The sequence below is a fragment of the Rheinheimera sp. genome (assembly GCF_036568245.1).
Taxonomy (GTDB): domain Bacteria; phylum Pseudomonadota; class Gammaproteobacteria; order Enterobacterales; family Alteromonadaceae; genus Alishewanella.
In genome coordinates this window covers 1-20,982 of the sequence record NZ_DATCSY010000195.1, presented here as the reverse complement: position 1 = coordinate 20,982, position 20,982 = coordinate 1, and the positions used below count along the sequence as shown (strand labels likewise).

The 20,982-nt window shown below is 53.0% G+C and carries 17 protein-coding genes; 9 read left to right on the top strand and 8 right to left on the bottom strand.

Going from position 1 to position 20,982, the window contains the following annotated elements; translation table 11 throughout:
• Positions 1 to 126 (bottom strand): hypothetical protein (locus VIN66_RS18850; RefSeq protein ID WP_414709885.1); only part of this gene is annotated, 126 nt, incomplete at its 3' end.
• Positions 127 to 367: 241 nt separating this feature from the next.
• Between VIN66_RS18850 and VIN66_RS08880 the strand changes: the two genes are divergently transcribed.
• Positions 368 to 1,759 carry a PhoH family protein gene (locus tag VIN66_RS08880; protein WP_226766451.1) on the top strand — a complete coding sequence of 464 codons (1,392 nt, stop codon included), beginning with the start codon at positions 368 to 370 and terminating at the stop codon, positions 1,757 to 1,759.
• A 104-nt stretch (positions 1,760 to 1,863) separates the two neighbouring features.
• A complete protein-coding gene (locus VIN66_RS08875) occupies positions 1,864 to 2,925 on the top strand; it encodes a hypothetical protein (protein WP_331923643.1) in 1,062 nt (353 codons plus the stop codon).
• On the opposite strand, the gene VIN66_RS08870 is transcribed toward VIN66_RS08875, so the two are convergent.
• Positions 2,917 to 3,837 carry a hypothetical protein gene (locus tag VIN66_RS08870; RefSeq protein WP_331923642.1) on the bottom strand — a complete coding sequence of 307 codons (921 nt, stop codon included), beginning with the start codon at positions 3,835 to 3,837 and terminating at the stop codon, positions 2,917 to 2,919. The two genes, VIN66_RS08875 and VIN66_RS08870, sit on opposite strands and share 9 nt — an antisense overlap.
• On the bottom strand, positions 3,834 to 4,505 hold the full coding sequence (locus tag VIN66_RS08865) for a choice-of-anchor H family protein (RefSeq protein WP_331923641.1): 672 nt from the start codon (positions 4,503 to 4,505) through the stop codon (positions 3,834 to 3,836). Before VIN66_RS08865 ends, VIN66_RS08870 begins: the two co-directional genes overlap by 4 nt.
• Positions 4,506 to 4,590: 85 nt before the next feature.
• On the opposite strand from VIN66_RS08865, the gene VIN66_RS08860 reads away from it, so the two are divergent.
• The gene (locus VIN66_RS08860) at positions 4,591 to 5,439 is read left to right on the top strand and encodes an RluA family pseudouridine synthase (protein ID WP_331923640.1); all 849 of its coding nucleotides are present in this window, start codon (positions 4,591 to 4,593) and stop codon (positions 5,437 to 5,439) included.
• Here the strand turns inward: VIN66_RS08860 and VIN66_RS08855 are convergent.
• A complete protein-coding gene (locus VIN66_RS08855; protein ID WP_331923639.1) occupies positions 5,432 to 7,465 on the bottom strand; it encodes a hypothetical protein in 2,034 nt (677 codons plus the stop codon). The genes VIN66_RS08860 and VIN66_RS08855 overlap by 8 nt on opposite strands.
• A gap of 60 nt (positions 7,466 to 7,525) precedes the next feature.
• Entirely contained in the window at positions 7,526 to 8,476 is a 951-nt protein-coding gene (locus VIN66_RS08850) for a D-2-hydroxyacid dehydrogenase (RefSeq protein ID WP_331923638.1), read from the bottom strand.
• A 137-nt stretch (positions 8,477 to 8,613) separates the two neighbouring features.
• Between VIN66_RS08850 and VIN66_RS08845 the strand changes: the two genes are divergently transcribed.
• Complete coding sequence (locus VIN66_RS08845) at positions 8,614 to 8,862, top strand: DUF2798 domain-containing protein (RefSeq protein ID WP_331923637.1); 249 nt, start codon at positions 8,614 to 8,616, stop codon at positions 8,860 to 8,862.
• Positions 8,863 to 8,881: 19 nt separating this feature from the next.
• Here the strand turns inward: VIN66_RS08845 and VIN66_RS08840 are convergent, their stop codons facing one another.
• Positions 8,882 to 11,218, bottom strand: a complete 2,337-nt coding sequence (locus VIN66_RS08840) for a putative bifunctional diguanylate cyclase/phosphodiesterase (RefSeq protein ID WP_331923636.1) — start codon at positions 11,216 to 11,218, stop codon at positions 8,882 to 8,884.
• 225 nt (positions 11,219 to 11,443) lie between these two features.
• Between VIN66_RS08840 and VIN66_RS08835 the strand changes: the two genes are divergently transcribed.
• Complete coding sequence (locus VIN66_RS08835; protein ID WP_331923635.1) at positions 11,444 to 13,708, top strand: patatin-like phospholipase family protein; 2,265 nt, start codon at positions 11,444 to 11,446, stop codon at positions 13,706 to 13,708.
• 4 nt (positions 13,709 to 13,712) lie between these two features.
• On the opposite strand, the gene VIN66_RS08830 is transcribed toward VIN66_RS08835, so the two are convergent.
• A complete protein-coding gene (locus tag VIN66_RS08830; protein WP_331923634.1) occupies positions 13,713 to 14,900 on the bottom strand; it encodes a hypothetical protein in 1,188 nt (395 codons plus the stop codon).
• Positions 14,901 to 15,111: 211 nt separating this feature from the next.
• Here VIN66_RS08830 and VIN66_RS08825 point away from each other — a divergent pair, with 211 nt between their 5' ends.
• A complete protein-coding gene (locus tag VIN66_RS08825; RefSeq protein WP_331923633.1) occupies positions 15,112 to 15,411 on the top strand; it encodes a hypothetical protein in 300 nt (99 codons plus the stop codon).
• Positions 15,412 to 15,457: 46 nt separating this feature from the next.
• Here the strand turns inward: VIN66_RS08825 and VIN66_RS08820 are convergent, their stop codons facing one another.
• Positions 15,458 to 15,916: a TerB family tellurite resistance protein gene (locus tag VIN66_RS08820; RefSeq protein ID WP_331923632.1), complete on the bottom strand. Its 459-nt coding sequence runs from the start codon at positions 15,914 to 15,916 to the stop codon at positions 15,458 to 15,460.
• Between the two features lie 148 nt (positions 15,917 to 16,064).
• On the opposite strand from VIN66_RS08820, the gene VIN66_RS08815 reads away from it, so the two are divergent.
• The 3 genes from VIN66_RS08815 to VIN66_RS08805 form a co-directional block, all read left to right on the top strand.
• Positions 16,065 to 16,883: a M90 family metallopeptidase gene (locus VIN66_RS08815; RefSeq protein WP_331923631.1), complete on the top strand. Its 819-nt coding sequence runs from the start codon at positions 16,065 to 16,067 to the stop codon at positions 16,881 to 16,883.
• Positions 16,884 to 17,027: 144 nt separating this feature from the next.
• Entirely contained in the window at positions 17,028 to 18,047 is a 1,020-nt protein-coding gene (locus tag VIN66_RS08810; protein WP_331923630.1) for an efflux RND transporter periplasmic adaptor subunit, read from the top strand.
• Positions 18,048 to 18,050: 3 nt separating this feature from the next.
• The coding region (locus VIN66_RS08805; protein ID WP_331923629.1) for an efflux RND transporter permease subunit at positions 18,051 to 20,982 on the top strand (2,932 nt) is incomplete at its 3' end.

Here is a 20,982-nt window from a genome sequence, read left to right as displayed (position 1 = left end):
GAGGCGGGTCTCGCCACTGGCCGGAAACAGCAGTGTCAGATGACGCCCTTCCAGCGCAACAATAGTGCCTAAACCTAAATCGGATTCTGTGTCGCTAATCCAGCGTTGTCCCAGCGCAAACTTCATTTGGTAACCTATCAGCTAAAACGGGGGCGCTATGGTACTAGGAATCAGTCCGTGCTGCATCTGAATTTGTGTCTGTAATAGCGCTGATTTGTCATTAAACTGACATAGCCCGGCGTCACATTATTGATGTATCTGAACCAGCTGCATATTTTGTAATTGGCTCAGACAAACTCCGGCAGTTGCACTATGCTTGTTTTATGACACAGGTAAGTGGCCTGGGTCAGGCGAAGAGGAGAGCCGTATGGCGCGAAGAAAAAGTAAAGAAAAGAAAATCTACGTTCTCGACACAAACATCCTGCTACACGAACCTTTTGCCTTCCTAAACTTCCAAGAACATGACGTTGTTATCCCGATGACGGTATTGGAAGAACTTGACCATATCAAAGACCGGAATAAGGATGTCAGCCGCGATGCCAGGGTTGCTATTCGTGCGTTAGAAGATGTGTTAAAAGATGCCTCGCCGGATCAAATGCTACAAGGGGTGCCGGTGCCCAGACAAGGTGAGCAGAAACAGGGTGGCCACCTTATTATTGTTAATGATCATCATATTACTGATGAAATTCCCGGCTTGCCCGGCGGTGAGAATGACCATCTGATTATCAATACCGCGTTATATCTGCAAAAAGAAAAAAGCCCAACCAAAGTTATTCTGGTTACCAAAGACATAAATATGCGGCTTAAAGCCAAAGGTGCCGGATTAAAGCTGGTAGAGGATTACCGCACTGACCAGCTGATTGATGATGTGCGCTTTCTATACAAAGGTTATTACAAATTCAGTGGTGATTTCTGGAGCCAGGTCGGCGAATGCCGCAGCGAAAACGAAGGCCGCGAGACTTACCACTATGTTAATCGCAGTGTGTTGCCAAATGCCTATATTAACGAATATCTGATTGATGAAGCCGAAGGCTTTGCCGGTAAAGTGGTTGCGATCACTGACAAAGAAATTCGTATTCTGGATTTTGGCTACGAGCGTCTGATGCACCGCCATGCCTGGGGTATACACCCTAAAAATGTTTATCAGGCGATGGCGATGCAGGCGCTGATGGATCCCAATATCGATCTGGTTGTACTAACTGGCCCGGCAGGTTGCGGTAAAACCCTGATTGCGCTGGCGGCCGCACTGGAACTGGTGATTGAAAAAGGCATGTATGACAAAGTGATTGTTACCCGCAACACGCCGGAGATTGCCGAATCAATAGGCTTCTTGCCGGGCACTGAAGAAGAGAAAATGGCGCCCTGGCTGGCGGCAATTACTGACTCGCTTGAAGTACTGCATAAAACCGATGAACACCCGCACGCCAGCGTTAACTACATTATGGAAAAGGCCAATATTCAGTTTAAGTCGGTCAATTTTATGCGTGGCCGGAGTATTCAGAATGCTATCGTGATTTTGGACGAGTGTCAGAACCTGAGCGCGGCACAGCTGAAAACCATTATCACGCGCTGCGGCGAGGGCACAAAGCTGATTTGCTCCGGCAACTTGTCGCAAATTGACAGCAATTACCTGACAGCGGTTACGTCTGGGTTAACGTACATTGTTGAGCGGTTTAAGAACTTTGAAGGCAGTGCTACCATCAATCTGAATGGTGTAGTGCGTAGCCGGTTGGCATCTTTCGCTGAAACAAATTTATAACAAATAGGTTGAAATTAAAGCCTGGTTGACTAATGATGCAGTTCAACTAGGCTTTTTGTTTTGTATTTAAACGTCAGTTCATTCTCATATGCAAAAGGAGTTGCATGAAAAATCCCATTTATATTGAATACCGGCGCAGTACCTTGCTGGGTATTATCTTAGTGCTGTTGTTATCGGCTTTAGGTGCTGTTGTGCATTATATCCGCAGCCTCGACGACAATGTGCTGCAAACCAAGTTCAGGTTAAGTGCTGTTGGTAATCAGCTCGACAGTGAGTTTACTCCTGTGCTGGCTTTTATGGAGGCCGTGCGTCGTGCGTCATTGCTGAAAATGAGCTTACCGGCAGTAGAGACTGATGCATCCTTGCTGTTGTTGCAGCTTAGCGATGGAAGCGATAATCCGGTGGCAATAACTACAGCTGAGGGCAGTGTTGATACAGAGCGGCTGATGTTATGGCGTCTGCAGCCATATTTTGAGCTGGCTGCTGAAACACAGCCACACCTGGTCGGAATGTATTATTTCTCTGAGCAGGGTTTTGCCTTTAACGGGCAGACGAAATGGTCTGATTATATCGTTGATCACCTGTTGCTATGGTATCAAAAGAATATGCCTGAACCGGCGTACGAGCGGGGGCAGATATTTTTTAGCGAATTCCTGCCGCAGCAGGCTGCTGTAATGCTGCCGCTATACGCTGAGGATAAGAAACTCGGGCACTTCGTGTTCGCCCTGGCACTGGAACCTTTGTTGGCACCTGTATACCAGCAACATAGCGATGCAGATTTCGTGTTACTTGATCAATCGGGCCAGTTGATCAACAGTTCTCTGGCACAACCACCGCAAGACATTGATCAGCACGTTTTGCAGATCCAGCGGCTGAACACTATGCCCTGGTCACTGGGGTTGCTGGAGCAGAAAACCAGCTTGTTTGCCGCTGGCCTGAAAGAGTTTATCTGGCACTGGTTCAGCTATGCCTTGCTATTAAGCTTGCTGCTGGTGGCAATGCAGTACCGGTACCGGCTGCGTACGCTGACACCTTTTAACCGTTTACTGGTGCATGTTGAACGGCTGTCACAGGGCCGCTCTCAGGGCGTACGGCGTATCCCGTTTGGCTGGCAGGATGTGTTTGAGCGGATAAGCCGTTTACGGCAGCCGCCGTCTTCACAGTAGCTGATAGCCGAACTGGCCGCTTTCAGTAAATATTTGGTATTCCTCACTAATCTGGCCTGGTGTCAGCAGCGCCGGGCCGGTGGCATCAACCAGCAGGTAATCCCGGCCCTCTATGCTGACAGTCATGTCATCAGGCGTTACCGGCAGCTGCACAGCCAGCACAGCATGTTGTGGCAGATACACCATCGCCAGTTTGACATCAGGCAACAGCATTCTGAGCAAGGCGGCCAGCAATACAGCTTTACTGTCGCAGTCGCCGCGGTTTTCCTGTAACAGTTTAAGCGGTGGACTAAAGCTGGCACCGGATGAACGCTGGCGGTCGGATAAGTCCTGATAAGGGATCTGTTGTATCCAGGTACTCAGTGCAAGCAGAGATTGCCGCGTAGGGACATTGGCCAGTTTCTCGTGCCATGCCGTGGCCACCGGCAGCAAATCCTGCAGGCTGTCCTGCATAATGCGTTGGTGATCCGGAATAATCGCCTGAGCACTCCAGGGCAGATCCTGTACGTAATAATATTGCTGTTGCAGGTAGAATGCTGTGCGCTCAGACATCAGTTGCTGCAGTTCTGTGTCGAGCTGATGTAGCAGGTTGTTGTCTGCAACCAGTAGTTTGTAACGCACAGCATCTTTGCCAGGCAGTCGCTGCAGCCGTGCGCCCGGGTATTTAGCAACATGGGCCCGCAAATCACGCCACAGATATTGCTGCAGCAGTGCCGGTTTCAGCGCCCGGAACTGACGAAAGTGCGCGTTCAGTCTGCTGTTATCTAAGCTGAAACTCAACTGCTGCGGGTATCCGGCAAGATCAAACCGGTAGCTGAATTGCAGTTGCTGTGCCGATGGCTGCAGCATGAGTCGTAAAGGTGCAGCCTGACACAACGGGCTTAACAGTAGCAGACACAGTAACAGTCTCATTCAGCTTTGGATGACCTTTTGGCAAAACGTCGGCATTGCAGTAAGCATAATGCCAGCAGCGCCAGGATACCAGTTGAACCTGCCGATACTTCGACCGAAGAGCTATCTTCGTGGTAGCTATCACGGCCATAATCTTCCAGTGGAATATAATCCAGACTACTGTCATCAAAGCCGGAAATCTCTGCCAGCAGGTAGCCAGTCTGCGCATCAAACAGACGAATCGTCAGCAGATAATCATCCGCGGCAAAATGCTGATCGAGTACAGTGTCAACAGCCAGCCAGTCATCGCTGCTCTCGCGGAACAGCTCAAACACACTGCTGGTGTAATACAGGCGCTCGGCACCATAGGTGGGTAACAAGGTAAATTCGGCAAATACCTGCTGATAAGGAACAGAAGTATCGGCGTCAAACTCAACTTCTAACCTGTGGTAATAGCCGTTACTGTTAATATCGCCGCTGAGATAAATATCCACACTGTGAAACCAGACATGGCTCTGATAAGCCTGCGTTACTACGCTGTTTAGTTTACTGCTTTGTCTGGTCTGCAGCTGTGCCGGCGCGGTGGCGCTGAATGTCTCAACGCTGCGGCTATCGTCAGCTACAACACTACCCAGTGGAATGAGTGCCAGTAGCAGGCATTTTAACAGTCCCAGTTTGATGTTTTTCATAACAGATTCTCCGTTTGCTTTGTTACTATTACAGGCTGGCGGCATGAATTTTGGCTGAACTTCAACGTAAAGGATGTGTAAAGCAATGAAACTGGTACGCACTTTGGTGGCACAAGAGGGTATTACGGCGATTGATTTATTGAGCCAGCAGGTACCTGAGTTGTCCAAAGGCCGGTTGAAGGATGCCATGGCAAAGGGGGCGGTATTGCTAAGTGGCAAACCGCAAAAGCGCTTGCGCCGTGCACAAACTGTGCTGCGCAGTGGCCAGCAACTGCAGTTGCATTATGATGCTGATATATTACAGCGCAGTTGTGACGGCGCGCAGTTGATAAGTGAGCAGCAGCAATACAGTATCTGGTTCAAACCTGCCGGTATGTTGTCGCAGGGCAACGAATGGGGCGACCATTTGTCGCTGCTGCGTGCAGCAGAGCAGCATTTTGCCGCTAAACGTCAGGTATTTTTGCTACATCGTTTAGATCGTGAAGCCAGTGGCCTGGTCATGCTTGCGCACAGCAAACAGTCGGCCGGTGCACTGAGCAAACTTATTGCAGAGCATCAGATCAGTAAACAATACCTTATCCGTGTGAAGGGCCAATTATCAGCTGCGTTGCTGCAGCAGGGTACTATCACGGCGCCGCTTGATGGCAAAGCCTGCCTGACCCGGTTTTCTCTGCGCCACTACGACAGCAATACTGAGCAAAGCTGGCTGGATATAGAGCTGATAAGTGGCCGTAAACATCAGATCCGGCGTCATTTTGCCGACATAGGTCACCCGGTGATGGGTGACCCACAATATGGCAAAAATAATAAAGACGCGTCAGGCCTGGCCTTGCAGGCGGTCAGTTTGAGTTTTACCAGCCCCAGAGCGCGGAAAATGGTGCGTTACGAGTTGCCGCCAGAGCTGCTGCTGACGGCTGGTGAGGCTCTCAGGTGAGTTGATCCGCCACAGTTGGCGGCAATAACGTGTTGTTGCATGTCAGTTCAATACCGCCAAGCCGGATGGCATTGAGCAAATCCTGTCTGACCATATTACTGCGCCACTCGCACGCCCGCTGTTGCCTGCTATGCAATGCCATCAGACAAAGCTGGCTGCTGTGCGCTTCTGTATAATGCCGGCTACAAAGTGCCCAGCTTAACCACAAAGCTTCCCGCAACGCATTAATTTCTTTCGTCAGCCAGGGCGTCTCCAGCAGCTCAGATACCGGCAGGTGCAAACTGATCAAGTGTTCAGCCGCCAGAGACTCTGGCAACATCTGGCGTAATTGCTGTGCCAGTGTCTGTTGTATGACACTGTGTTCGGCGTCAGATTGGATGGCAAGCCATAGCACATCATCATACACACAACTGGCCAGCACGGGTGTGGGCTGCTGATGCTGAAACTGCTGCAAGCCTGCCAGCAGCTGTTGTTCGCCGTATTGCTGTTTTAGTTGCAGGCTATTGTCCAGACTGTAAGCAAGCACACTGATATTGGCTTTGGCGGAAAGTTGCTGCAAACGCTGACAGAAGCCGCTCCAGCTGCCTTGTTGCTGTAGCTCGCTGGGTGGTTTTTTATTGCGTCGCCTTAGTATTGCAGTTGCAACCAGTAAGGCGGCAGCCAGAAGCATGCACAGTGCCACCAGCAGATAAATATACTGCCGTTGGCGCAGATGTTGTTCTGTCAGTGTGCTGACGGCTATATCGGTTGCCGGTGCTGAGCGGGCGTGTTGCAGGCCCTGATTGATCAGATCGAGCTGCAACTTACTTTGCTCTGCCAGTTGTTCAAAGCGCAGGGTGCTGGCCTGCTGGCTGTTATTATAAGCCTGCCCCCAATCTCCCTGATGGGCAAACAGCCTGGCTGACAGATCATGAAAACGATAGCGCAGGTAAGCTGCAGCCTGTGGTATTTGCGGCGCGATTTCCAGCATTAACTGGCTAGCTTGCGCATGTTGCTGGCGTTGTAGCAGTAAATCGGCCAGCGCCAGACTGGTTTCCTGCAAATAAGTTTGTACCTGCTGTTGTCGGAATAACTGCAGTGCATCGCTGAAATACTGCAGTGCCAGCTCTTCTTGTTGCTGTACCACCGCCAGCCTGCCAAGGCCAAGCGTTACTATGCCAACCCGCAATAAATCGTTTTGTTCATGCGCCAGCTTTAGCGCTTCATCCAGATAAGCGGCGGCTTCAGCTGCCGTCTGGCTATCCTCAAGATACGTTTCCGCGATGTAAATCAGCGTATAGGTATAACTGGAGTGCCGCTGCAGCTGCTGATAGCGCTGTTTTGCTTCAAGCAAATGCTGTAATGCCTGGTTGTGATATTCAATCTTACGGTATGCCATACCGAGGCGCAGATGAATCGAGGCCAGGGCGTCGTCATCCTGCAATTGCGTCGCCAGTATCAGCGCCTGATTCAGTTGCTGATAAGCCGGGCTGTAAGCATTGTTCTGCAGCATCAGCCTGCCAAGCGTGATACGGGCCTTCAGTTCTGCCTCGGGTTGCTGTTGCCTAACCGCCAGCGCCAGACTGCGCTCGGCATAAGGCAGCGCCTGTGGAATATTACCGAGCTGATTGTAAGCCTGAGCAAAATTCTGCAGAACGTCACTGTACAACGCCAGGCTGGCTGCATCTTCAGCGTGTTGCAGCAGATGCTCTGCCCGCTCCAGCTGCGTAATGGCAATAACTGTATCTCTGTACAAAATGCCATAAATCTGTGCCTTTAAAAGGTAAGCGTACGCCTGCAGATAAGGCTGAACAGTTGCTTCAAGCACATGGCCGACGGCGTCCATAGCGGCATCTTTATTACGCAGCCGCAGCTGAGCCTCTGTCAGCACCAGCCAGTCCTCAGCGGTTAAGCTATCTGCGGGCTTTGACAATAACTGATTGCTGACCCGCTCTGCATTATCGGCTGCATCGACCATACGTGATGACAGCGATTCAGCCTGCACAGCAAAACTGCACAGCAGTAACAGTAAGATGATTAGCGGCATAATGGTGGCGTGCGCATATGAGTATTTTCTTCGCAGTGTAGCCGGTATTGCAGGCGGAGCCTATACCCGGTTTAGCTCTTTACCACTGATAAAGGCCTCAATATTCTGTTTTAACTGCACTACCATGCGCTGGCGCGCCTCAGCACTGGCCCAGGCCATATGCGGTGTAACAATCAGGTTAGGCAGGTCTGAGCGCAGCAGTAGGTGATCCGCCGGTGGTGGTTCCTGTGACAAGACATCCAGCGCTGCGCCGCCCAACTGGCCAAGTCGCAACGCTTGTAGCAGGGCGGCTTCGTCAATCAGCCCGCCACGGGCAGTATTGATCAGCAGCGCACCGGGTTTTATTGCTGCAAATACCTGCTGATTAAATAGTTTTTCTGTTTGTGCGTTCAGCGGGCAGTGTAATGAGATCACATCTGCCTGCGCTAAAGCTGTTAAAAACGGCACCCGGCCGCTACGGCAACTGGTGGCATCCGGCTGTTCGGCCACGATAATCTGCATACCAAAAGCCTTTGCCAGCTGTGCACTGGCTTGACCCAGCGCACCGTAGCCGATAACGACAAAATTTTTACCGGCCAGCTCAGTGACCGGATAATCCAGCAGGCAAAAATGTTTACTCTGGCTCCAGAGGCCGTTTGCTACGGCCTGATGATACTGCGATATTTTATTGGTCAGTTGCAACAGCAGGGCGATAACGTGTTGTGGCACTGCCGTATTGGCATAGCCCCTGACATTGCACACGCTGATGCCAAGCCGTGCTGCCGCGTCAAGGTCGACATTGTTTACGCCGGTGGCAGCAATGCAAATCAGTTTTAGTTCAGGCAACTGCTGCAGCGCTGCAGCGCTCAGCTGTACTTTGTTCACGATGGCGATACTGGCCTGAGCCAGCCGGTTTACGACGTCTTCTGCCGTGGTATGTTCAAAGCATTGTAGTGCAACATCGCCATTTGCTAACACAGATAAGTCTGTGTCGCCCATTGAACCCGCGTCCAGAAAAACGATGTTGTGCATAAAAGCTCCTGCGCTTTAAAGTATCAATGTCGAAAAATGGCGTGTTATAACAGCGCTTCGACGACAGGTAAACCGCCCCGGTATAAAACTATGCTAAAGTCGTACCCTTTTAAACCACATTATTCCCGGAGCCAGTTATGCTGCCTGCGCGTCTTCAGCCAATATTGTTTGCTTTTATTATGTCAGGCTTTATGGCATTTCTGATGTCAGGCATTCTGACATTTATTAATTTGGGTTGGTTTAGCGGCTTTTTTCAGGCCTGGCTCAGAGCCTACCTGTACGCACATTCCTGTGCATTTCCTCTGGTGTTTATTTTTGCGCCGTTAAGCCGCAAATTAAGTATGCGTTTAACCGGTCAGGTAGCTGCTATGCCGCAGCGCCAATGAGGCAATATTCACTTAGCTGTCAGCTGGTCGCTCCGGCGGCACTTTGTCCTGACAGCTGCTGCGGTAGTTGCTGTAACCAAAGTTCTAACTGCTGCGGCGTCAGTGGGCGCGAAAAGTAATAACCCTGCACTTTGTCGCAGCCGCATTGTTTCAGATATGCCAGACCGGCTTTATTCTCCAGCCCTTCTGCAGTAACAGAAAACCCCAGGCTGTGCGCAAGTTGCACCGTAGCACTGACAATTAATGCATCATTGCTGTTGTGCTCAATATCTTTGACAAAGGCGCGGTCTATTTTTACTTCATCGACCGGTAGTTGCTTTAAATAGGCCAGTGATGACTGGCCCGTGCCAAAGTCATCAATCGACAGGCTGATACCCAGTTTTCGCAGCCGGTGTAGCTGGGCTATCACTGTTTCGGCATCTTCCATCACGGCACTTTCCGTTACTTCCAATGCAAGCGCAGCAGAGGGTAATTGATACTGCTGTAACAGAGAGCTGATGTTATCTGCCAACTCGGGGTTTAGCAGATCATACACTGACAAATTAACCGCCAGTTGCATTGCTATGCCTTGCTGCCACCAGTGTGCTGCCTGTTTAATAACCTGCTGCAACATCCAGCAGCTGATCAGGCCAATATTGCCAGAGTGCTCAGCCAGGCGGATAAACTGATCCGGCGGGATAAAGCCCAATTCTGGGTGTTGCCAGCGAATAAGCGCTTCTGCCGCGTTGCAACTTTGGCGCTGAATATCCACTTTAGGTTGATAAACGGCAAAAAACTGACCGCTGTTCAGCGCTTCCGGCAGATCGCGTATCAGTGTCAGCTCGCGCTGGTGGCTTTCGTCCTGGCCCTGCTGATAAAAGGCTATGCCCTGTGCTGTTCTGCGGGCGTTGTCCAGCGCTATATCGACACGGCGTAGTGCATCATTTGCACTGAGCTGACCTGCAGTGAAGTTGTAAATACCGGTAGTCAGTTTCAGATTAATACCTGACTGCTGCAGGGTATAGCTGCTAAGCAGCGGGTGCAGCAACTGCTGCACCTCTGCAGATAACAGACACCGATCATACAACAGTAAGAATTCATCACCGCCCAGACGGGCCAGCAGTTGTGGCTCGGGTACAAGTTGGCTGAGCCGCTGTGCCAGTTGTCGCAACAACAGATCACCGTTGCTAAACCCCAGCACGTCATTAATGCTTTTAAATTGCTGAATATTGATTTGCAGCAGGCTGCCATCCACGCTGTCGAGCCAGGGTTGCAACAGACGTTCTGCCGCAAAACGGTTATAGCAGCCGGTCAGACTGTCGTGCTCGGCATTAAAACGCAGCTGTTGCTCACGCTGGGAAATATGTTGTTGCATAGTGACCAGTGCACGGCTTAAAACACCTACTTCTCCGGTCCCACCCGGTGGTGGCGCGGCAACTGCGCCCTGGCCGATACTCTGCGCAAACTGACTTAGCCTGTTAAGCGGTTGGGTAATGCTGCGGGCAAAAACAAACGCCACCAGCAGCGTTAATGATAATGCAGCGCCAAAGATCAGCAGCAGTTGCTGGCGAAACTCCTGATAACTGCTGCGCCAGCGTTGGTTCGGCAGGTGCTGTACTGCCCACAGTTGCTGCTGCTGATCAAGCGGTAGCGCCAGCGAAATATAGTCCTGGTTCCGGTCATTTAATGCTGTACCTGGTTGTAACATCAGTTGCGGTAGCAAGGTGCCGAGCAGCTGTTGCTGCGGTGTATCCAGCGTGGAGGTGAATACCGGGTAATTATCAGATTTCTGACCGACAAAGCTGATATCCAGCCCGGTTACCGCCTCGATCTGGCGGGCTAAAGGGGTATCAAGCGGAAAGCCCATCCCCACCCAGGCAATAAGCTGTGGCGCTTTTACCGGTGCCAGCACCAGCTGATAGGGTCTGCCAGCCAGTTGCTGAATATCCGATACCGGTGCTGCATCGTTGTAGTGCACCTGATTAAACAGCGGTGCAATATCCTGTGCTGTTATAGCGGCTTCTGAGCTTGCCAATAAGCTCCCATCTGTGCCGAGCAATAGCATCAGGCTGGCATTAATCCGGCTGCCGTGATTAGCGAGAACGGACTCTATTGTGTCCTGTTCAGCGGTGGCGACCGCGTTACGAAAACCGAAGTCGGTGGCTAATACCTGTGAACTGCTGCGAAGTTGTTGCGCTCTGGTACTCAGAGTCTCCAGTAAGACTTTGCCGGCAACATTCAGAATATGCCTGGCCTGCTCTTCACTGTCGCGTTTCATGGTATTCAGTGTTGCCAGGCCGGCGGCGGTAGCCAGCAGGCTGAGCATCAGCAACATAAGCAGAATTAATTTGGTTCGCAGCGAACGAAAGGCTAGCATAAGACTGCCTGTCTGGAGGCCGGTGCCGGGTTATGTTGTTGCAATGGGTCTGCTGTGGCTACAGTGCCGTAATACAGAGAAATTATGGAACCGGGTATTGTAGTCAGAGAAACAGGCATGCCAGAAGGTATCACACTGAGTATTTTGACTAACAATAGCAACAACTCAGCATCGTCTCAACGATAAGCTGTTGTAATACATCGCTGATGCGACAGGGAGAGCGTGATGAGAGCGGGAGAAGTATTACTGAAGGTGGTGCTGTCGCTGATGTTGCTGCCAAGCGCCGTGCAGGCAGACGATATCTGCCGTCAGGCGAAAGTGCAGCAGCGGCCTTGCGTTGCTTTGGTGCTAGGCGGAGGCGGCGCCCGAGGTGGTGCACACCTGGGAGTGATTGAGCAGCTTGAGCAGCAACAGATCCCTGTTGATCTGGTGGTTGGTACCAGTATAGGGGCTTTTATCGGCGGCTTGTATGCCAGTGGCTTCAGCGCCAGTGAGATCAGCGCCAAGCTTGCGGCGGCAAACTGGGCCGAAGGTTTCAGAGACAGGGTATACCGTGATGAAATGCCGATGCGGCGCAAAGAGCATAGCGATCAGTTTGCATTGAACGTTGATTTAGGCTTATCTGCCGACGGCATCAAGTTGCCGCAAGGTTTGTTGTTTGGCCAGGCGCTGGCAGATTTACTGCAGAGTATGTACGGCACAACGTCTAACAAGGCGCATTTTGACACGCTGCCGGTGCCGTTTCGCGCTATCGCTACCGACTTGCTAACCCAGCAACAGGTTGTATTGGACAGGGGGAGTCTGGTGCAGGCTGTACAGGCATCGATGACCATTCCCGGTGTCGTGGCACCGATGGAGCTGGACGACAGGTTGCTGGTCGATGGCGGTGTGGTCAACAATTTGCCGGTGAGTGTGGCAAAACAACTGGGGGCTGACCGGGTCATTGCAGTCAGTATCGACGCCCCGCTGCTGAATAAACAACAAATGATGTCGGCACTGAATGTAACACATCAATTGACCGCCTTTTTAGTCAGAGCCGGTGTACAGCAGCAACTGCAGTTACTGGACGAAGACGACCTGCTGCTTAGCCCGGTTGCCGAAGGTGTGGCTACGCTGGCATTTGAACGTATCGATGAGGCGGTAACAGCTGGTCGCGCCGCAGCGCAGGCAGCACAGCCGCAGCTGGCAAGTTTCAGTCAGCCACAATGGTATGCCGGTTGGCGTCAGGCATTTTTGCCAAGACCCGATGCGGCTATTACGATCGACAATATTGAGCTGGAAAACATCTCACGGCTGGATGACCGGTTGTTGCTGCGCCGGCTGGAATTTAACCGCGGCGACGCGTATACCCCCCGTAAGCTGCATAAAGGACTGCGGCAGCTGTATGGTGTGGATACGTTTGAGCGGGTATCACAGCAACTGATCACTGAAGCGGATGGCAGCAACACGCTGCATATTCGTGCCGAGGAAAAATCCTGGGGGCCGGGGTATCTGAATTTCCATTTTCAGCTCGAAGACGATTTCCGTAATACCCACCAGTATCAGCTGGCCGGCGCTTATACGCTGACTAACTTAACCCGCTGGGGCGCTGAATGGCATACCACGCTCGGACTGGGTAATGACAAATCGCTATACACCGAGGCTTACCTGCCTTTTGCTGACAGTGGTTTGTTTGCGTTAGCTGGGATTGGCCACCGGCGGGAAGTTCAGGTGCTGCAAAGTGACAGCGGGCTGTCTGAAGGTGAACTGCGCAACAGCCGTAATCTTGCCATAACCAAGCTGGGCTGGAATATCTCTGACCACGCCGAGCTGACGCTGGGTTGGGGCTGGCAAAATGGCCGCCTTACCATGCCCGGTTACCTGGCGGAGCAGTTTGGCAGCGCTACGCTGGATTACCGTAGCCGCGGGCCAGAGTTGCAACTGATTTGGGATACGCTGGATAGCCGCAGTTTCCCAAGCAGAGGCATCCGGCTGGCGACCAGCGTCAGGCGCAGTACAGATAATACCCTGACATTGCAGGGCGACAGCACGCGGACATCCACTGAGCTTTTGGCTGCGAAAAGCTGGCATCCGCATGTACTGAGAACACGCTGGTATTTTGATCGCCATCAAGCCGATGAAACCGCTATTTCTTTTGATCAGTTCTCACTTGGGGGCTTTTTAAACCTGTCTGGCTACCCGGCGGATCTGCTGTATGGTTCTGATATTCAGTTTGGCAGCTTCGTTTACCTGTATCAGATTAACCAGCCACAGATTTCATTTTTTAATGCGCCCTTGTATATCGGTGGCTCGCTGGAACGGGGCCGGGTAAAAGCTAACGTATTTGGCGAAGAGCAGGCAGATGACACCACTGACTGGTTGTGGGCTGGCAGTGTGTTTGTTGGCTGGGATACCCCTTTTGGCCCGTTATATCTCGGTTATGGTCACGCCGAGCGCAGTTTTATCCGGCAGAACAGCTCGGTGTATTTATCCTTTGGTAAGTCTTACTGATACATCAGTTGGTTGCTAAGGCACGCTCAACATCGATGCCGATGCTGAGTGCACCTATATGGCGCTGTTGCCCGTCGGTGACCGGCACACTCAGTTTTACCTGAAAACGTCGGGTTGACTGGTCGTATTCAACCACGTCAATAAAATACCCGGACTGTTGCTGGAAAACACCCAGAAACGGCATTTCATCGCCTTGCCAGTAGTCGGTTGTCAGCCGGCTGATAGCGACATTTGCGCCATGCTGATCCATCAGAATAACTTCGGTCACCCGTTCTGCGTGCTTGGTCTGCCATTGTTGCAACGCTTTTGATGTGGCGCTGTTAAGCATCTTCGCTGCCACACTGTCTGCTGGCTCTGCCAGCCGCTGCTGTTGCCACTGCGAGTCCAGTAATAGCAAGGCTGACAGATCCACCTCGGGCTGGTTATGTTGCTGTAGGCTTTGGCGCAGCAGTGGTGTAGCGGCCAGTTGCTGCACATCGGCTAACAGAGTGTCCAGGATCAATTGCTGCTCGGGCGCAGACAATGCAAAAGGTGCCGAGGCGCATAAATGGGTTGCGGCGTTAAACTGTGCAATAAAACCAGGCCTTTGCTGCAGGGTTTTGTCGGCAAAGTAAACGCCAAGTGGCACATAGCGGAAAAAACGCTGTTTAAATTCTGCACTGTCGATTTTAAGCCGCAGTGCTACGTCGTTAAAATCATCCAGATCGGCCAGCAGCATGTCGATACGGCCAATATTCAGCAGCTGCACCAGCTGTGCCAAATCGTTTACTTCCACCTCGGGTTTACGTTCATGCTGCGCTAACCAGTCAGCCTGATGGCTGCCCAGTATGGCACCATAGCGAATACGGTCAGTACTGTCCGGTCCGGGATGACGCGGATGCCAGAACCAGTACCAGTTTTCCAGAAACAGTGGTGCTGAAAGCTGGGCGAATTCGTTCATTTCGTCATGTGGCATGGCGGTGAAATAGCCGTCAATCCGGTCCATTTTTACTTCCTGCCGGGCCCGGCGCCATGGCATGACCTGCAGTGTATAGGGTTGGCGGATCTGCTGCATAATGCAGTTAATCTGTTGCTGGCTGCTGTTGCCATCAACCGGCGAATGGGTACCCAGCACCAGGCCCGCCGCCAACAGCTGGGGGCAAACCCCCAGCGCACTTAGCGATAATACCGTCAGTGGTAACACAAAGCGCATAGCTAAAGTCCATTGGGCGAAACTGTTGCAAGTATAGCAATCGGCAGCACAGGTGTTGAACTTCATTCGCAGCGCCCACACTAAGGCTGTATTGCCGGGCAGTTTTGTCAGGTTAAGTCTGTGCTCAGCGTCAGTGCTACAGGCTTGGTTCTGTGACGCAGCACGGTTTTATCGCATAACGTTATGCGGTAAAACCAGAATTGAGGTAGCTATGTTTTCTTCGTTTAAACAGCAAAGCAGTCAGTGGCAGCAGATGTTTGCCCGTCGTCAAAGCGCAGGGCCGCTGCAACGTATTCTGGCCTGGCTGATGTTGGGGCTGATGTTATTTGTCGGCGTCGCCGTACTGGTATTTATGCTGCTGTTAAGCTGGATCCTGATCCCGATTCTGCTGCTACGCCACCGCGCTAAAATTAAAGCCTGGCAGCAGCGCCAGCAGGGGAATGCCGGGCCATCATCCGGATCCGCTAATACCGTGATAGAAGGTGAAGTTATTCACAAGCGGGAAGATTGAACCGGTTTTTCTAACCTGAACCTGTTACGTCAACCCGCAGACCAGTTTAACCACATACCGCCAATTTGGCCTGAATATAGTCGCTGTGGCGGATAAACAGTAAATCGGCAATTTTGCGCAGCATGGCTTCTTCATTCGGGTCCAGCTCGCCGTCGGCATAGGCCTGCTGCCACAGGTTATCCAGTAACGCCAGTCTGGCGTCGTAACTTAACTGCTTTAGCCGGCTGGTAAACTGGTGCAGTGAGGTTGCGTCCTGTGCCTGTTTGTCTGCCAACGCCACCACAGCGGCAGCATCGCTGTCAGTCAGGGAAAACTCGTGTTTGACATAGCCGGTTGCCATAGCCAGCTCACTGTCACTGCTGCTGAAATCAGCATGAGCTACCATCAGCATCAGGCTGACACAGGCCAGCTCCGTCTCATTCAGGCCATAAGAGTTCGTGGTGCCTGCGGGTGCTGACAGGCCATCGTTTACTTTATCCAGCAGGGTTTTAAATAACTGAAACATCGCTTTTCCTTACTTATCACTGCAGGTTAGAGGCGTTAAGTGCCGCAGAGTTCAGCTGGCGGCATTGTCTGCTACGGGCAGCTTGAAAAACCGCCATCGTTGCCACATTAAGTTTGCAGCATACCGCTGTCATGACGCGAGGTGAAGTGTGGCAATCCTGTTTACTGTATTACTCGGCGCAGCCATTATTGCGCTGGTACTGGGCTTGCCCTACTGGCGCCGTTATCAGCGCAGCCTCATTATGGCGCGGCCGTTCCCGGCTCAGTGGCGTGACATCTTAAAGCGCCGGTTGCCGTACTTCAGGGCTTTGCCTGCTGACTTACAACTGCAGCTGAAAAAACATATACAGGTGTTTATTGCTGAGAAAGACTTTATTGGCTGCGATGGCCTAACAGTGACTGACGAAATGCGCGTGACCATCGCCGCCCAGGCCTGTTTGCTGTTGCTGAACCGGCCGGATTATTACTACCCTAAACTGAAACAAATTCTGCTGTATCCCGCCGCGTTTATTGTGCGTAACAACAGCGCCGATGCTGCGGGCGTGCTGCATGAACAGCGCCGTGTGTTATCGGGTGAATCATGGGGGCAGGGCAAGGTTATTTTAAGCTGGGCCGATACGCTTGATGGTGCCGCTAACCCCGGTGATGGCCGTAATGTGGTGATCCACGAATTTGCCCACCAACTGGATCAGGAAAAAGGCATAGCTAACGGTGCACCACTGCTGGAGCGCAGCAGCGATTATCAAAGCTGGTCCGGCGTGATGGCCTCTGAGTTTGCAACGTTGCAGCGCCAGGCAAGCCTGGGCGAGCACAGCTTGTTTGATCATTATGGCGCGACAAATCCGGCAGAGTTCTTTGCTGTAATCAGTGAAGTGTTCTTCGAACAACCCGGTTTGTTATCGCGGCAGCATCCAGGGCTGTATACAGAACTGAGCCGGTTTTACCGTTTAAATCCACTTAGCTGGTGACAGCGCCCTCAGGCTAAAGTGGTAAAAAATCAGAAAAAAGTGATCTGAAGCGTGGTTTGCGTCATACTGCCTTAACAAGAACAATTCTTATTTAGGTGGCGTATGGCTTGGCTGAGGTTGCTGTTGTTAGGATGCTGCTGCACAGTGTGGCTGCTGCAGGCGCAGGAAAGTGTGCCGGTGCGGGTGGTGATGCCGCAACAAAATGCGCTGGCGCAGCAACTGGTGCTCAGTGGCAGCCTGACAGCAAAACAGGATGCGCAGCTATCCAGCCGCACTGCCGGTTTAGTCGCCAGGGTGCTGGTGGACGCTGGCAGTATCGTTAATCAGGGCCAGCCTTTACTCAAGCTTGATACCGCTGTGGCAGAGCACGAGCTGGCGCAGCTGCAGGCGGCATTCAATGCAGCTCAGGTGCGTTATGACGAGCAGCAGCGGCTGGTCGGTGAAGCAGAGCAACTGATTTCGCAGCAGTTATTTCCGCAAAGTGAACTGAGTCTGCGCCAGGCCGCTCTGGCCGAGGCTGAGGCTGCGCGCCAGCAGGCTAAAGCCGCTGTGGCGCAACAGCAGGAAATACTGGTCCGCCACACCCTTACCGCACCTTTTGCCGGTGTTGTCGCCAAACGTTTTACCGATGTTGGCGAATGGCTGGCACTGGGTACACCGGTACTGCAACTGGTTAGCCTGTCCCCTTTGCTGCTGGATGTGCAGGTACCGCAAGAGTATTTCACCGAGCTGTCGTCGTTACGGCGTATTGACGTTAAGCCTGATTTGATCCCCGGCGTCACACTTAGTGCGTCCTTACTGGCTGCCGTGCCGGTTGGCGATAGCAATGCCCGCAGTTTTCTTGCCCGGTTACAGGTTAGCGAAGGCGGGCAGCAATTGCTGCCGGGCAGCTCAGCCAGCGCAACACTGTTCTTTGAGCGTGATGACAGCACCGTGCTGGTGGTTCCGCCCGATGCGCTGTTGCGCCACCCTGATGGTAACTTCAGCGTATTCAGCATTGAAGATAACACGGCCAAACGCCATCTGGTGAAGCTTGGCCGCAGCACCGAGCAAGGGGTAGAAATTTTATCCGGCCTGCCAAAGCAGGTACCTGTGGTGGTGCGCGGCAACGAGACGCTGCGCGATGGCCAGCGTGTGCAGGTACTGGCACAGGATAAGGAGTAACCTATGCTCGATGCCGGTATACGCCGTGGCACCATACTGACGGTTGCAGTACTGATTATCTGCGTACTGGGCATAGTGGCCGCGCTGCGTATCCCGGTACAGATGATCCCCGATTTGGAAGTGCGCACCATCAGTGTTGTCACCGGCTGGCCCGGGGCGACACCGCAGGATGTGGAAAAAGAAATTCTGATTGAACAGGAGCGCTATCTGCGCACGCTGCCTAACCTGAAACGTATGGTGTCACGCGCCAGTACCGGCTCGGCCGAAATTGAGCTGGAGTTTCCGTTTGGCGTCGATGTCAATGAAGCGCTGATCCGCGTCAGCAATGCACTGAGTCAGGTACCGTCCTACCCGGAAAATGTTGATCAGCCGAGGCTGTTCAGCAGCTCGTTTTCCAACAATGCCTTTATGTTCTTCCGCCTGATGCCACTGCGTGGTAACCCGCTGACACTGGATATGGATATGCTGCGTGACTACGCCGAAGACTATGTCCGGCCACGGATGGAGCGGGTGCCGGGTGTGTCTGAAGTTGGCGTCAGTGGTGGGGCTGAGCGTCAGGTGCAAATCCGGGTTGACCCGGCCAGGCTGGCACAGCGCGGTATCAGCCTGACACAGGTGCGTGATGCAATACGCCAGCGTAACCGTGACAGTTCAGCCGGCGATATCGACAGCGGAAAACGCCGTTATCTGCTGCGGATGGTGGGGCGCTTTGACCAGCTGACAGAGCTGGAAAACCTGATCCTGAGCCAGCAAGGTGATATGCAGGTGCGGTTAAAAGATGTTGCCAGCATTGAGCTGGACCACTTTGAAGTGCGCGATCTGGCCTACACCGACGGTGAACGCACCCTGGGGTTATCGGTACGGCGCGAACCGGGCTCTAACGTCATTGATATCAAGCGGCAGATGATGCAGGTGGTGGCACAAATCAACAGCGATATGCTGGCGTCCAATGGCCTGCAACTGACATTAATCAGTGATGATGTGCGTTACGTCGAAGACTCGGTGGCCAATGTCTGGACCAACCTGGCACTGGGCGCCATGCTGGCAACCCTGGTGCTGTTTTTGTTTTTACGCTCCGGCCGCGCCACGCTGGTGGGTGTGATGGGGGTACCCATTTGTACCATAGCGGCGTTTTTAGGCTTGCTGGCCTTTGGCCGCACCATCAATGTGATCTCGCTGGCCGGTATTGCTTTTGCCATCGGTATGACAATGGATAACACCATAGTGGTGCTGGAAAGTATCGAGCAGGCGCGTCGGCGCGGGCTGGACAGAATAGAGGGCGCTATTGCCGGTGTACGTGAGGTCTGGCCGGCGGTGCTGGCGTCAACGCTGACGACAGTGCTGGTATTTGTGCCGATATTGTTTGTCGAGCAGGAAGCCGGTCAGCTGTACTCTGATATTGCCATCGCCATCGGTGCTGCCATCATTGCCTCTATGTTGGTGGCGGTGCTGGTGGTGCCGGCGGCTATTGCCAGGCTGGGTTTTGGCAAGCGCTCGGCTATGCAGCAAACTGACGCTGCCCAGCCCCCGGGCATATTGCTTAACATGGTCAATGGCATTATCAGCAGCCGGCTGCGCCGGCGTGTGACGCTGCTGGCGACGGTACTGCTGACGCTCGGTGCTGCCTGGTTTTTGCTGCCGCCGGCCGAATATCTGCCGGAAGGGGAAGAGCCTAAAGCCTTTTCGTCGATGATAGCGCCACCGGGGTATAACCTGTCAGAAATGGCCGGTATTGCCACAGAACTGCGTGAATACTTAAGCGCGCAGGTTGAGCGCGACCCGGCCGATTTTGACCGCGGTGACACCAGTATGCCGGCACTGAAGTATTATTCACTCAGTGTGTCGGTGGGCCGCATCCGCGTGCTGAGCGAGCCGGTGCGCTCAGACGATATTGAAGCGATGATGAACGCCATGACGGCGCTGTTCCGCCAGTACCCCGGTATGCGGGCATTCTCATCACGTGGCTCCATTATCAGCAGCAACGACGGTGGCACCCGCGCCGTAGCATTGGACATTTCCGGCCCCGATTTAGCCAGCTTGTATGCCACTGCTGATGCCGCCTATGTGGCTGCTGGTCAGTTGTTTGATCAGCCGCAGCTTAACTCTGAACCGTCGTCGTTGTCGCTGGATCAGCCGCTGGTAGAGATCCTCCCGCGCTGGCAGCGTTTAGCCGAGCTTAATTTCAGCGCCGCCGATTTTGGTTTTGCGGTGTCAGCGCTCAGTGACGGTGCCTTTGTCGACGAGTTTTTTGTCAACGATGACAAAGTGGATATTTTTCTGTTCAGCAAGGCCGGTAATGAGCAAAGCCTGGCCAGGCTGGCACAAACCCCGGTACTGACGCCGGGTGGCGCAGTGCTGCCGCTGAGCAGCCTGGCAGACTTAGCCGAAGTGGCTGACAGCGATACCCTGCGCCGCGTTGATGGCCGCCGTACGGTAACGCTGTACATTATTCCGCCGCGCTCAGTCGCTTTGGAAACCGCAGTGGCGACCGTGCAGCAACAACTGGTGCCGCAGCTGCAGCGTGACGGTGCTATCGGCACCGACGTGACACTGGATATCTCCGGGGCATCAGATCAGCTGGATGAAACCCGTGCAGCACTGGGCAGTAATTTTGCGGTGGCGGTGCTGCTAATTTATTTGCTGCTGGTGGCCATTTTCAGCCACTGGGGCTACCCGCTGTTTATTCTGGCCACAGTGCCGCTGGGCCTGGCTGGCGCGCTGGTCGGTTTAACCGCCGTTAATGGCGTCAGCAGTATGCTGGCCCATGTTGGGCTGGGTGGCTTTCACCAGCCGTTTGATATGATAACCATGCTGGGGTTTTTAATTCTGCTCGGTACTGTGGTGAATAACCCGATCCTGATAGTCGATCAAAGCCGGCATAACCTGCAAAGCGGTAGGCAGTCGGTGCAGCATGCCGTAGCACAAGCGGTGGCGA

Excerpts from the sequence above, each read along its gene's own strand:
- VIN66_RS08830 (WP_331923634.1), bottom strand. The coding sequence starts at position 14,900 with ATGCGCTTTGTGTTACCACTGACGGTATTATCGCTAAGTGCGCTGGGG.
- VIN66_RS08835 (WP_331923635.1), top strand. The coding sequence starts at position 11,444 with ATGAGAGCGGGAGAAGTATTACTGAAGGTGGTGCTGTCGCTGATGTTG.
- VIN66_RS08875 (WP_331923643.1), top strand. The coding sequence starts at position 1,864 with ATGAAAAATCCCATTTATATTGAATACCGGCGCAGTACCTTGCTGGGT.
- VIN66_RS08845 (WP_331923637.1), top strand. The coding sequence starts at position 8,614 with ATGCTGCCTGCGCGTCTTCAGCCAATATTGTTTGCTTTTATTATGTCA.
- VIN66_RS08850 (WP_331923638.1), bottom strand. The coding sequence starts at position 8,476 with ATGCACAACATCGTTTTTCTGGACGCGGGTTCAATGGGCGACACAGAC.
- VIN66_RS08825 (WP_331923633.1), top strand. The coding sequence starts at position 15,112 with ATGTTTTCTTCGTTTAAACAGCAAAGCAGTCAGTGGCAGCAGATGTTT.
- VIN66_RS08860 (WP_331923640.1), top strand. The coding sequence starts at position 4,591 with ATGAAACTGGTACGCACTTTGGTGGCACAAGAGGGTATTACGGCGATT.
- VIN66_RS08820 (WP_331923632.1), bottom strand. The coding sequence starts at position 15,916 with ATGTTTCAGTTATTTAAAACCCTGCTGGATAAAGTAAACGATGGCCTG.
- VIN66_RS08865 (WP_331923641.1), bottom strand. The coding sequence starts at position 4,505 with ATGAAAAACATCAAACTGGGACTGTTAAAATGCCTGCTACTGGCACTC.
- VIN66_RS08880 (WP_226766451.1), top strand. The coding sequence starts at position 368 with ATGGCGCGAAGAAAAAGTAAAGAAAAGAAAATCTACGTTCTCGACACA.
- VIN66_RS08840 (WP_331923636.1), bottom strand. The coding sequence starts at position 11,218 with ATGCTAGCCTTTCGTTCGCTGCGAACCAAATTAATTCTGCTTATGTTG.
- VIN66_RS08870 (WP_331923642.1), bottom strand. The coding sequence starts at position 3,837 with ATGAGACTGTTACTGTGTCTGCTACTGTTAAGCCCGTTGTGTCAGGCT.
- VIN66_RS08855 (WP_331923639.1), bottom strand. The coding sequence starts at position 7,465 with ATGCCGCTAATCATCTTACTGTTACTGCTGTGCAGTTTTGCTGTGCAG.